Annotated in this window: 9 protein-coding genes; 3 read left to right on the top strand and 6 right to left on the bottom strand. The window is 71.2% G+C overall.

Features of this window, described 5'->3' with window-relative positions; genetic code table 11:
- The first annotated feature begins 110 nt into the window (after positions 1-110).
- Complete coding sequence (locus NR810_RS28995) at positions 111-551, top strand: organic hydroperoxide resistance protein (RefSeq protein WP_257457474.1); 441 nt, start codon at positions 111-113, stop codon at positions 549-551.
- A 58-nt stretch (positions 552-609) separates the two neighbouring features.
- Here the strand turns inward: NR810_RS28995 and NR810_RS28990 are convergent, their stop codons facing one another.
- The gene (locus NR810_RS28990) at positions 610-1,791 is read right to left on the bottom strand and encodes a DUF6068 family protein (protein ID WP_257457472.1); all 1,182 of its coding nucleotides are present in this window, start codon (positions 1,789-1,791) and stop codon (positions 610-612) included.
- Positions 1,792-1,850: 59 nt separating this feature from the next.
- Here NR810_RS28990 and NR810_RS28985 point away from each other — a divergent pair, with 59 nt between their 5' ends.
- Positions 1,851-3,899, top strand: coding sequence for a DUF4139 domain-containing protein (locus NR810_RS28985; RefSeq protein ID WP_257457468.1), 2,049 nt, complete (start codon positions 1,851-1,853; stop codon positions 3,897-3,899).
- 94 nt (positions 3,900-3,993) lie between these two features.
- On the opposite strand, the gene NR810_RS28980 is transcribed toward NR810_RS28985, so the two are convergent.
- From NR810_RS28980 to NR810_RS28970, 3 genes are all read right to left on the bottom strand, one after another.
- Positions 3,994-5,682, bottom strand: coding sequence for an amidohydrolase (locus NR810_RS28980; protein ID WP_257457467.1), 1,689 nt, complete (start codon positions 5,680-5,682; stop codon positions 3,994-3,996).
- Positions 5,683-5,766: 84 nt separating this feature from the next.
- Positions 5,767-7,560 (bottom strand): M56 family metallopeptidase, encoded by a 1,794-nt coding sequence (locus NR810_RS28975; protein WP_257457465.1) that lies wholly within the window; start codon positions 7,558-7,560, stop codon positions 5,767-5,769.
- Complete coding sequence (locus tag NR810_RS28970) at positions 7,557-7,943, bottom strand: BlaI/MecI/CopY family transcriptional regulator (RefSeq protein ID WP_257457464.1); 387 nt, start codon at positions 7,941-7,943, stop codon at positions 7,557-7,559. Before NR810_RS28970 ends, NR810_RS28975 begins: the two co-directional genes overlap by 4 nt.
- Before the next feature lie 203 nt (positions 7,944-8,146).
- On the opposite strand from NR810_RS28970, the gene NR810_RS28965 reads away from it, so the two are divergent.
- Positions 8,147-9,718 carry a DUF2079 domain-containing protein gene (locus NR810_RS28965; protein WP_257457462.1) on the top strand — a complete coding sequence of 524 codons (1,572 nt, stop codon included), beginning with the start codon at positions 8,147-8,149 and terminating at the stop codon, positions 9,716-9,718.
- Positions 9,719-9,739: 21 nt separating this feature from the next.
- Here NR810_RS28965 and NR810_RS28960 read toward each other — a convergent pair whose 3' ends face one another.
- Together NR810_RS28960 and NR810_RS28955 are read right to left on the bottom strand one after the other, a co-directional pair.
- On the bottom strand, positions 9,740-11,446 hold the full coding sequence (locus NR810_RS28960; RefSeq protein WP_257457461.1) for a hypothetical protein: 1,707 nt from the start codon (positions 11,444-11,446) through the stop codon (positions 9,740-9,742).
- 194 nt (positions 11,447-11,640) lie between these two features.
- On the bottom strand, positions 11,641-12,414 hold the full coding sequence (locus NR810_RS28955; RefSeq protein WP_257457459.1) for a rhomboid family intramembrane serine protease: 774 nt from the start codon (positions 12,412-12,414) through the stop codon (positions 11,641-11,643).
- Positions 12,415-12,431: the final 17 nt, after the last annotated feature.

The following is a 12,431-nucleotide window of genomic DNA, read 5'->3' as shown; positions in this document are numbered from 1 at the left end:
GTGTCCTGGGCAATAGAGCAGCGGGGGGCCGCTGGATTGCCATGCGAGTGGAGGGCGGGGGAGCTAGAAGGGGCGCTCCACTCGCAGTCCCAGCCGGAGGAGTCCCCGACATGGCCCCCATCGCCATCCAGCCGCTCTACACCGCCACCGCCACCTCTCACGGAGGACGCAACGGCCGTGTCCGCACGGACAATGGGACGATCGACATGGCGCTCACCATGCCGAAGGCCCTGGGCGGTCCCGAGGCCCCTGGCTCCACCAATCCCGAGCAGCTCTTCGCCGCGGGTTACTCGGCGTGCTTCGAGGGAGCGCTGCGCCTGGTGGCCGGGCAGATGAAGAAGCAGATCAAGGACGCGCACATCACGGCGAAGGCGACCATCGGGAAGACGCCGACGGGCGGCTTCGGCCTGGCGGTGGAGCTGCACGGCAAGCTCGCGGGCGTGTCGCAGGCCGAGGCGGATGAGCTGATGCACGCGGCGCACAAGGTGTGCCCGTACTCGCTGGCCACGCAGGGCAACATCGAGGTGAAGCTGTCGTCCGAGGTGGCCTGAGTCGCCACTCCACCCTCTCCCTTCGGGAGAGGGGACGGGGGTGAGGGTCTCCCCTGGCCTACTTCTGACTCCCCTCCGCCCAGGTGCCCCAGCGGACGAGCCGGGTGCTGCCCTCGGGCTCGCGCTTGCCGCCGGAGGCCACGCGCTCGGTGCTGTCGGCGAGCGACTGGAAGCGCGCCTCGTAGGGCAGGCCCGCGAGCGCCGGGGCCCAGGGGTCGGCCGCCCAGGTCTCCGACAAGACGCGCTGGACGCCCTCCACCGTCTCGGTGCGCTGCGCGGTGAGGGCGGGCACCTCACGGCCCTCCGCGGTGAACTTCGCGGGGACGGCGGAAGCCGCGGAAGCCGGAGGCCACTCGGTGGTCAGCGCCTCCCAGGGCAGTGTCAGCAGCACGTCCTCGAGCGGCTGCGGCTCGGCCTGCGAGAAGTCGGAGCAGGGGGCGGCGCTGGTGTCGACGGGGCCCTCGGTGCGCAGGATGAAGCCGCGCTCGGCGCCGAAGCACACGCGCTGCACGGTGGGCGACGGGCCCACCTCCACGCGCCGGTCGTAGTACGCGCCGGGGCCCAGGGGCCGCTCCAGCGTGGGAGGCGTGGCCTTGGCGCCGGCCTCGCCCTCGCGGAGCTCACGCAGCGTCACGCTGAAGCCGCCCGGGGTGCGGAAGCCGGCGAGCTCGGTGCTCGCCTCGAGCAGGCCGTGGGTGAGGTACAGCGGGCCCGGCTCGTTGGCGTACACGCGCGTCTGCAGCGGGCCGTCCACGGGACGCGAGTCCTCGACGTAGCGCATGGCCTCCCAGGTGCGGCCAGCGGAGGAGGGTTTCTCGGCGGTGGCCTGGCCCCGGTGGGGCACGTCGAGCGGGCGCGTCGTGTCCGCGCGCACGGGGATGATGAGCTCCCTGGCGAGCTTCGCCTGGGCCAGCGGCTTGCCCGCCGCATCCTCGAAGGACATGCGCACCCACACCCAGGGCTGCTGCACGGCCACCACCTCGAGCACCGCCTGCCCGGAGAGGGCGCGCGCGCCTCCGTGCATCCCGGCCCCCTGGTTGGCGGAGAAGGAGTAGGTGACACGGTCGCCCACGCGGGCGTTCTGCCAGGATTGTGCACCCGTGGTCACCGGGGCGGGCTGCTGGGTCTGGGGATCGGTAGGGGATGGGCCGCTCGACTTCGTACTCTCGCAGCCCGGGAGGAAGGACAGCGCCGCGCTCAGCAGCGCGGCCAGGGAACGTGGGGAGTGGCGCATTTGCATGTGAGACTTGATACACCGGGAGTGTATCCACTCCCACTATTCGTTGGAGCCGCGCGCACATGCCTCCTTCCCTGTCCATCCGCCGCGTTGTCCTCTACAAGCATGGAGTTGGCTACTTCGAGCGCCGGGGAACGGTGAGCGGTAGCGACACGCTCCACTTCGACTTCAAGGCGCGGGACATGAACGACGTCCTCAAGTCGATGACGGTGTTGGATTTGTCGGGCGGCTCGGTGTCGGCGGTGAGCTACGACTCCACCAAGCCGCTGGAGCAGCTGCTGGAGGAGGCCACCATCCGGATACCGGAGTCGGGCAGCCTCACCGCGCTGCTGGGGCAGATCAAGGGCGCGCGGGTGCGCGTGCGGGTGGGCAAGGAGCAGCTGGTGGAGGGCGTCATCGTGGGGCTCGAGTCCCTGCCGGTGGTCGAGGGCAAGGCGGCGGTGCACCGGCCCTTCCTGTCGCTGCTGGTGGGCGCGTCGCTGCGCAGCTTCGACCTGCTGGACGTGGCGGAGCTGACCTTCCTGGACGACACCGTGCGCAAGGACCTCGAGTTCTACCTGGCCACGGTGCTGTCCTCGTACAAGAAGGACACCAAGCGGCTGTCGGTGCTCACCGCGGGCGAGGGCGAGCGCGAGCTGTTCGTCTCGTACGTGCTGGAAGCGCCGGTGTGGAAGACGAGCTACCGCATCCTGCTGGAGGCCGAGCGCCCGCCGCTGCTGCAGGGCTGGGCGGTGGTGGACAACACAGGGGACGAGGACTGGGTGGACGTGGACCTGGCGCTCATCGCGGGGCTGCCGGTGTCCTTCGTGCACGACCTGTACAACCCGCGCTACATGCGGCGGCCGGTGGTGGAGGTGCGCACCGAGGCGGCCGCGGCACCCGTCATCCCCGAGGAAGGGTACGGAGGGATGGAGGAGGAGGTGTTGGCCGAGGTGTCGGCGGACATGGCGATGGAGCCGCCCATGCCCTCGGCGCCCGCGCCCGCCGCCGCGCCCATGATGAAGACCTTCGGCGCGGTGGGGGGCAGGGGAGGGCCGAGCCGGCGCGAGGCCCTGGAGCGCAGCGCGGCGGTGAAGACGCTGACGAAGGAGGTGGGGGACCTCTTCGAGTACCGGGTGGACCATCCGGTGACGGTGCACCGCAACCAGAGTGCGTTGGTGCCCATCCTGCACCGGCCCTTCGAGGGCCGGCGGGTGCTGCTCTACAACCGCGCCACGCGCGAGAAGAACCCCATGGCGTGCATCGAGCTGAAGAACACCACGGGGCTGACGCTGGAGGGTGGGCCGGTGACGGTGACGGAGGGGGACACCTACGTGGGCGAGGCGATGCTCGACACGATGAAGCCGGACGACAAGCGCTTCGTGCCGTACGCGGTGGAGCTGGGGTGCGTGGTGTCGCAGGAGGACCGGACGGAGGAGGGGCCGGTGTTCCGGGCGGTGGTGAACCGCGGGGTGCTGCTGGTGGAGTTCTACCACCTGCGGAGCACGCTCTACACGGTGCGCAACAAGGCGAAGCGGGCGCAGACGCTATACCTGGAGCACCCGCGCACGGGCTGGGAGCTGAAGGACTCGCCGGAGCCCGCCGAGACGACGGACAACTTCTGGCGCTTCCAGGTGGAGCTGGCCGCGTCGGCCAGCGAGGAGCTCACCATCACCGAGCGCACGACGGGACAGCGCACCTGGTACTTCTCGAACACGGGGCTGGATGAGGTGCGCTTCTTCCTCGAGTCGGGCTACATCGACGAGCGGGTGGCCCAGGGTGTGCGCGAGGTCGTCGCCATCCGCGACCGCATGGCGGCACTGAGCCATCAGGAGCGGAAGTTGAACGACGAGCGGACGAAGCTCTTCAAGGACCAGGAGCGCATCCGGGCGAACATCGACTCGCTGAAGAGCGGGGCCTCGCAGCGCGAGCTCTCCGAGCGCTTCGTGACGAAGCTGAGCGAGCAGGAGGACCGGCTGGAGGCCATTGCCCGCGAGTTGGAGGGTGTGGAGCGCGAGAGGCGCGAGGCGCAGGAGGAGATGGACCGGAAGATCCAGGCGCTGGCCTTCACCGCGGACCTGGGCACGCCCACCACCGAGAAGAAGCCCAGGGGGCGCGGCAAGGACAAGTAGCTCGTCCAGGTCGATGTCTGGCGGCAGCCGGAGCGTGTGGGGAGCCCCGGCGTGAGGCTCCCTCCCACCGGGTCCCCGGCCACCGCCCCGTGAGCTACGGCGCCTTGTGGACCTCGGCGCCCGCAACCACCGTGAGCTTCACCTGCGCCTTCAGCAGCTCCGCCGGGGGCGCGTCCACCGGGTCCACCGAGAACGCCACGAAGTCCGCGTCCTGGCCCGGCTTCAGCCGGCCCCGCTCGTTCTCCGCGAACGCCGCGTACGCCGCTCCCACCGTGAAGCCCTCCAGGGCCTCCTCGCCGCTCAGCCGCTGCGTGGGATACCACCCGTTGGCGGGCTGGCCCTCCGCGTCCTGCCGCGTGCGCGCCGCGTACAGGCCCAGCAGCGGGTCCGGACGCTCCACCGGGAAGTCACTGCCGAACGCCAGCGGCGCCCCCGTCTCCTTCAGCTTCCTCCACGCGTACGCGCCTTTGATGCGCTCGGGCCCCACGCGCGTCTCCGCCCACGGCATGTCGCTCGTCGCGTGCGTGGGCTGCATGCTCGCGATGAAGCCGCTGTGGCCCAGCCGCGAGATATCCTCCAGCCGCAGCACCTGCGCGTGCTCCACCCGGTGGCGCCCTTCCATCGTCCCCGTGGCCTCCGCCGAGCGCAGCAGCGTGTCCAGCACCAGCGTGTTCGCCCTGTCTCCAATCGCGTGCGTGGCCACCTGGAAGCCGCGCGCCATGAAGGCCCGCACCCGTGCCTCGTACTCCTCGGGCGTCAGCAGCAGCAGGCCCCGGTGACTCGGCTCGTCGCTGTACGGCGCGTGCAGCGCCGCGCCCCGGCTCCCCAGCGCTCCGTCCAGGCTCAACTTCACCGCCCGCAGCGTCAGCATCCGGCCCCGGAAGAGGCCCTCGCGCAGGTACGTCTCGCGATCCGACCCCTGGCCGTCCGCCATCACGTAGAGGCGCAGCGGCAGCTTCCCCTCCTTGTCCCAGCGCTGCATCAGCCGGAAGGTGCGCAGGTCCATGCCCGCGTCGTGCACCCCCGTCAGTCCCACCTCCGCGCAGCGCGCGAGCGCCGCGGCCAGCTGCGCCTCCAACTGCTCGTCCGTGGGCGGCGGCAGCACCGCCGCCACCAGGTTCATCGCGTTGTCCACCAGGATGCCCGTGGGCTCACCGTCCGGGCCCCGGAGGATGCGCCCACCCGCCGGGTCCGGCGTGTCCTTGTCTATCTTCGCCCGCCGGAGCGCCTCGCCGTTCACCCACAACGCGTGACCGTCGATGCGCTCCAACGCCACGGGCGTCTTCGGCAGCTTCGCGTCCAGCTCGGCGCGGCCGGGGAAGCTCTTCTCCGGCCAGTCGTTCTGGTCCCACCCGCTGCCGATCAGCCAGTCTCCCTGCCACGCCGTGGCGGGCGCGGCGGCCACGCGCGAGATGATCTCCTCGCGCGAGGCCGTGCCGTCCAGCCGCACCCCGGCCAGGGAGCGGCCGAGGCCCGCCAGGTGCCCGTGCGCGTCGGTGAGGCCGGGCACCACCGTCGCGTCCCCGAGGTCCACCACCCGCGCGTCCCCTCCGGCCGAGGCGAGCACCTCGGCCTTCGTGCCCACGGCGAGCACCATGCCCGCGCGCACGGAGAGCGCTTCGGCGATCGGCCGCTCCGCATCGAGCGTCCGCACACGCCGCGCCACATAGACGGTGGTGGTGGAAGAGGAGGGGGCCTGCTGCATCTCCGGAGCACGCCGGGCACAACCGGCCGCGCACACCAGGAGGAGCATCGAGCCAAGGAGCGACTTCAAGCCGTGCATCGCACACCCTTCGAAGAGCCCCGGGGACGGGGTCGGTGGGCGTTGCACTCTGGCGCACTCGGGCGCGAGTGGGAATGCGTGGGGTCAGCGCTTCACGGGTTCGGCCAACCCCTTTCGCACCGCGTCATCCAGCAGGGCCTGGACCTTCTTGTCCGCCTCCCGGCTGTGCGCCTCCATCTGCCGGCCGAGCTCCTCCATCTGCCGGCCGAGCTCCTCCATCGGCCTGGTGAACTGCTTCATCGGCTCGCTGAGCTTCTCCATCTCATCGCCCAGGGCCTCCATCTGCCGGCTGTACTCCTCCATCTGCCGGTCGAGGGCCTCCTGCTCGCGCTCCAGCTGTTCCTCCTGGCGCTCGTGCTCCGGGGACTCCTTTCCGTCCGTCCGCGCCTGACGGGCCCGAGCCAGGGCGAGCTCGGCAATCTTGAGCCCGATCTCTCCCATCTTGCCGCCAAGCTCGCCCTGCTTCGCGCCGAGCGCGGCCTGCTTCGCGCCGAGCGCGGCTTGCTTCTCGCCGACCTCGGCCTGCTTCTCGCCGAGCGCTTCCATCTGCTCGCCGAGCTTCGCCTGCTTCTCACCGAGTTCCCTCTGGGGCTCGAAGGCGGCCCCGATGGCCGCGAGCGTCTGGGGATCCCGGATGACGTACTCCCGCCCGCCGCGGCGCACGTAGGCGAGGGGCTTTCCGTCGGCGCCCGCCAGGGCCTTCGCGGTCCGCAGGTCCTCCATCGAGCCCGACATCGTCGCCGAGTCGTTGGAGTGCAGGAGGACATAGGTGTCCTTCAGGGTCGTGGACGGCGCCTGGGCCAGCGCGAGCACGGGGGTGGAGGCCTCCGGCTCCCGGGCCACCACCTGGATGGGGACGAGTGCCACCAGCGCGAGCCCTCCCAGGGCCCAGCGGATCCAGCGAGGGCGCTGCATCGAATCGGTCGCGGCGTGTTCAAGCATGGCGATTCTCCGTTTCAGGGCTGCGAGATGGGATGAGGCACCGGGCATCGCCGCGGCAGCCGGAGCGCGGGCGACACCAAAGACGAGCAGGAGCCGCCCGTACTCGTGGGGCTCGGCCCCGGTGGCCTGGAGCGCGGCGGCATCGCAGGCCTCCTCGCGGGCGAGCGCGTACTCGCGGCACGCCCGGCGGACGAGGGGGTGGAAGAAGAACAACGCCTGTGCGAGCGCCGGCACCCAGCCGAGCCACAGGTCCCCGCGCCGCACATGGGCCAGCTCGTGCGCCAGGGCCATGCGCTGCTCCTGGGGCGACAGCTTCTCCAGCGCCGCTCTCGGCAGGATGATCTCGGGGCGCAGCAGGCCGAGCGCCAGGGGACTCGGGGCGTGCTCGGAGACGCGCAGCCGGGGAATGCGCGCGAGGCCCAGCTCCCGCCCGAGCGCCGCCGCGGCCTGATGGAGCGTGGCGTCCTCGAGCGGCCGTGCCTCGCGCCGGATGCGGCGCAGCTGCGCGAGGCTCCGGAGCAGCGCCCAGCCCTGCCAGGCCAGGCCGCCGAGCCACGCGAGCAACACTCCCAGCACCACCCCGTGCGTGCCGGTGCGCTCCGGCGAGGGCTCCACGAGCGGGGCCTCGCCGTCCATCCTCATGGCCTCCAGCGCGGTGTCCGGGTGGGCCGGAGCCGTGTCCACCTTCACCCCGGCCGCCGGGGGCGATTCGGGGGCTGGCAGCAATGGCAGACGCACCAGGCCCGGCGCGCACAGGCCCACCAGGCACTTGAGTCCCACGAGCCACCACAACGCGGCCCGCGCGGACGAGGGCAGCCTCGGCAGCGCCCGCGTGAGCGCCCACACCGTGAGCGCCCACAGCGCTCCCTGCCACGTCACCCGCCACAGCACCGCGAGTCCCTGCTCCGCCACCGCGTGCATGTCCATGGCGCTCATTCCTCCCCCTCCTTCTTGGACTTGAGCCGGGCGACGGCCTCCTCCAGCTGGCGCAGCTCGTCGTCGCTCACCTCTTCGGCCTGGGACAGCCACGTGGCGAAGGGCGACAGCGAGCCCGCCAGCGACTTCTTCACGAAGTCCCCCACCACGCCCCGCAGCAGCTCCGCCAGCGGCACGCTCGAGCTGTACTGGTAGACGCCCTCCACCTTGCGCCGCGTCAGGTGCCCCTTGCTCCTCAGCCGCTCCATCACCGTGAGGATGGTGGAGCGCGCCAGGCCCTGTGGCTCGCCGAACCGCTCCGCCACCTCTCCCACGGTGACGGGGCCGTGCTCCGCCACCCAGCGCAGCACCACCAACTCCTGGTCTCCCACCGGCTTCTTCATTCCGTCCACCCGCGTGACTACAAGTGTCGTCACGAAGCAAGGTAAGCCCTGACTACGGTTGTAGTCAACAGGGGAGGGGAGGAGAGCGGACGTTCGTCTCCCCGCGAGCCATCGGGGTGTGATTTGGATAGAGTCCCGGCCCCGCCGTGTCCTCTCCCTCCTCAGATCCCCTCGTCTCCGCCGCCAGCCCGGGCGAAGTATCCGTGACGTCCGAGGCCGCCGCGCGCGCCAGCCGGATCCTCACCGGCTTCGCCGCCGCGATGTGTGCGGTGTTCCTGGCCTCCGGTCCGCTGTCGACCGTGAATCCCCAGCTGGGCGCCCCGCGCAACTGGCAGTACCTGCTCTACCCGCTGTTCCTGGGGCTGCTCGCCGGCTACAGGGCCCTGGGTGGACTCGCCGAGGCCCGGCTCTCCCGCGCGTGGCGCAACGCCCTGCTCGCGAGCGCCCTCGTGTGGTGCCTCGTCTGCCAGGTGTGGAAGTACCGCTCCTTCGCCATCAACGGCGTGGACTTCAGCATCTTCGATTGGATGCTCTTCAGCACGAACCATGGGCGGTTCATGTACTCGCCCATCTACGATGTGAATCACTTCGGCGTTCACCCCTCGTACGTGCTGCTGCCCTTCGTCCCGCTGCACCGCCTCTGGGAGAGCGCGCTGCTGCTGTGCATCACCACCGCCTTCGTGGTGTGGGCCTCGCTCATCCCCCTGTGGCGGCTCGCGATGCGGCTGGTGGGCAGCGAGGCCATCGCCCTGCTCGCCGGCCTGGCCTTCCTCACCAGCCCGTGGGTGGGCGTGCTGCTCGACGGTGGCTTCCGCCCCGAGGTCTTCTATCCGGTGTTCGGCCTCACCCTGGCGCTGGGCTGGGTGGAGCAGCGGCCCGCGGTATGGATTCCGGCCCTGGTGGGCTTCCTCGGTATCAAGGAGGACGCCTCCTTCCATGCCTCCGCGCTCGCGTTGGGGACGCTGGTGTTCGACCGGAAGCGGTGGCGCCCGGCGCTCGCGGTGCTGGCCGTGAGCGTGGTGCTGTTCATCGTCAACACGCGCATCGTCCAGCCGTGGGCGCTCGGGCAGACGGGCAAGTTGCGGCCGGGCTACCTCGGCTTCTGGGGGCAGTACGGCAACTCGCTGCCGGAGATCGTCCTCAACATGCTCCGCTCGCCGTGGCAGGTGATGCGCGACGTCTTCACCTCCGGCTGGTACCGCATGTTCATCCCGGCGCTGCTGCTGCCGCTGTTCTCGCGCCAGCCGCTGGTGGCGATGCTGCCCACGCTCTTCATCCTGGGGAGCGCGTCGTACCACCAGATGCACGAGTTCCGGACGTACTACCCCGTGACGCTCCTGCCCTTCTTCTTCTGGGGGCTGCTGGAGGCGTACCGCAACCTGGAGCGGTGGCTGCCGGCCCCGCGCAGGCTGGTGCTGTGCGCGGTGGCCCTGCTGTCCTTTCCCTTGTGGGGCGGCGCGTACGTGCGCTTCGGTCCGCCCCGGACACGGGAGCTGAGCGCGCTGGAGAGCGCGGCCGCGAAGCTGGGGGCGGAGGCGCCCGAGGTGTTCTACGCGCAGACCGTGCTCTTTCCGCACCTGCCCTATCGGCTCTACCCGCTGCCGCTCGTCGTGCACGAGAGCTTCACGCGGCCGGGCGCGGTGGTGCTGATCAACCCGGAGCTGGACACCTACCCGTTCCCCCGCGAGGAGATGCGGGAGATGGTGGCGAACGCGGAGCGGCGCGGCGAGGTGGAGCACCTGGACGAGGGCTTCCTCCTGCTGCGCCCGCGGTAGCCCGGGCCCGCGCGAGCACCCTCAGCTGCGATCGTGCTCGCGCGCGCGCTCGAGCACCAGCGGCGTCCAGCTGGCGCCGAGCCGGAGGCGGGGCACGGTGACGCTGCCGTCCGGGCCCGCGGTGACGGTGCCGCTGGCCCCGCCGAAGCTCCAGTGGATGCGCTCGCCCGGCAGGCACCGGAAGCGCTGCGCGCGCCGGGGCGTCACGTCCACCACGGGCTTGTCGGAGACGCCGGGGCCCACCGCCGCGCGCAGCGGCAGCTCGAAGCGCGCGTGCGTGTCCACCAGCCGCTTGCTGTCCCAGCGCAGCGCGCGGTTGAGCATTCCCGCCACGTCTCCATCCCAGCCCGTGTCGCCGGGCACCTTCGGGTCTCCCGCGTAGCCGGAGTCGTTGCGCCAGGGCTGGCTCCAGTTGCCACCGCTGCCCGGGTTCCCGTCCCACGAGGAGTGGCTGAAGGCGGGGAAGGCCAGGTTCCTCCGGAGGAAGGTGTCGGCGTCCGTGAGGGGGCTCCAGCCGTTGTCCCACCAGCGCGGGCCCAGCCACGGATCGGGCTCCACGTGCCCGCCCTCGTCCCAGACGGCGACGTGGCCGACGTGCCGTGCCTGAAGCATCTCGTAGAAGGAGGCGCCCGTGAGCGAGCTGGGCCTCACCACGGAGCCGAAGTGGATGATGGGATCGTCCTTGCCGTGCTGCAGGAGGAGGAACTGCGAGCGCGCCTCGGGCTCGTCGCGCAGGGCGCGCGTCAGGTCCAGGCGGCTCCACACGCCCAGGCCGTCCGCGTCCGGCACCTCCTCCTCGGGCATGCCCCAGAGGGAGGAGAGCTGCGCCAGCCGCCAGGGACGGTGCGCCCGCGCCACGGGCTGTGCGTGCCGGGCACTCACCCCCGCGAAGTGCCGCGCGTTGAGCAGCCCGAGCGCCAGCGCACCCGCTCCGCCCATGGAGTCTCCCTCCAGGAAGACGCGCTCTGCATCCGCTCCGGCGTAGCGGCGCAGCACCCACTCCATCAGCGCCAGCACCCGGCGCGCGGTGTACGGCGGTACGGCTCCCTCCAGGGCGGGTCCCCGGGGCAGGCGCTCGGAGTAGCCCCACCAGTACGTGAGGTCGGGGTCACTCGGCTCGATGATGAAGCGGTTCGGGGAGAGCTGGGGCGAGGGCGGCCAGTTGCCCACGCCGTGCAGGCGCACCGTCACCGGCATGGGGTAGGCGGCCGAGGCGGCGAGCGGCACCGTCACCACCGCGGGGAAGGTGCGCCCCGCGTAGCCAGGGCTGTCCAGCCACGTGTCCGTGGGCTGCTCCAGCGTGAGGCGCAGGACTCCGGCCTGCTCCTCCTGGTGGACGATGCGCGGCTCGGGCGGGCGCACCGTGTCGGTCACCGTGAGCGTCATCTTCGCCTGGGTGGTGCTCCGCCCGTCCGTGGCGGTGAAGGTGACGTCCTGGTGCCAGCCGCCCTGGATGAAGTCCGGCCGGAAGGTGAGCATGCGAGCGGGCTCGTCCCAGTGCGCTCCGGGCGGCAGCCCGTCCACGAAGACGCGCGCCGGCCCCTGTCCACCCTCCACCCGCACGGTGACCCGCAGCTCCTCCTCCTCGTTCACGGACTGGACGGGAGGAACATGCAGCGTGAGGGCCGTGGGGCCGGTGGGCAGCATGGGTTCCACCTCGGATTGCGCCGAGGCGGACCGGGGCGAGCCCCCCAGCAGCAGGGTGAGCAACACCAGGACCATCGCCAAGCGCCGCGGATTGCAAGACCAGACCATCCCCACCCAACGCATCGTGCAACACCCTCTGGGGCGGCTCCCGAGGAGAGCGTGTCTCCCGAGCCGCGTGACGAAGCCCTGCCGTGCCTTTCAGCAAACCGCATGCCTCTGACGTGCTCGCGAACCGACGGGCCGAGGCGGCTGTTCCCGACGGCTCCCTCCGTCCTTCAGGGGTGGTCCGGGTGCAGCCGGTGCCTCCACCCGGTGCGCCGGGAAGTGAGATCCCGGTTCTCGAAGAGCTTCACCAGCACGAGCCCCGCGACGAAGCCTCCCACGTGAGCCCACACCGCCACCCCGCTGCCGCCCGCGGCGTCGATTTGATTGAGCTGGGGCAGGCCGGTGATGACTTGGAGGCCAAACCAGTACAGGAGCACCACCCAGGCGGGCAGGGGGATGATGCGGATGATGATGATGAAGATGAAGAGCATGTTCACCCGCACGCGCGGGTAGAGGATGAGGTAGGCGCCCATCACCCCGGAGATGGCGCCCGAGGCGCCCACCATGGGGACGGGAGAGGCGGGGTCCACCACCACCTGCGCCGCCGCCGCCGCCAGGCCGCACACCACGTAGAAGACGAGGAAGCGCAGCCGGCCCATGCTGTCCTCGACGTTGTTGCCGAACACCCAGAAGAAGAGGCAGTTGCCCAGGATGTGACCCCAGCTCCCGTGGAGGAACATGGAGGTGACGGGAGTGAAGCGGTTGATGGGCTCCTGGTCGATGACACAGGCCAGTCCATCCCCGAGGGGCACGGCGAAGCCCACCCGGGCCAGCCCGGTGAGCTCACCCGGGACGAGCCCGAGGTTGCACACGCTGGAGGCCAGGGCGAGGGCATTCAGCCCGGCGCCCTGCACGAAGACCCAGGTGGCGCCGATGGCACCGAGCAACAGCCAGGTGACGATCGGAGCGCGGAGTGTGGGGTTGTCGTCGCTGATGGGAATCATCGAGGGGCACCATCATG

The sequence above is a fragment of the Archangium lipolyticum genome (assembly GCF_024623785.1).
GTDB classification, from domain to species: Bacteria; Myxococcota; Myxococcia; order Myxococcales; family Myxococcaceae; genus Archangium; species Archangium lipolyticum.
This window is presented reverse-complemented; position numbering and strand designations above follow the sequence as displayed.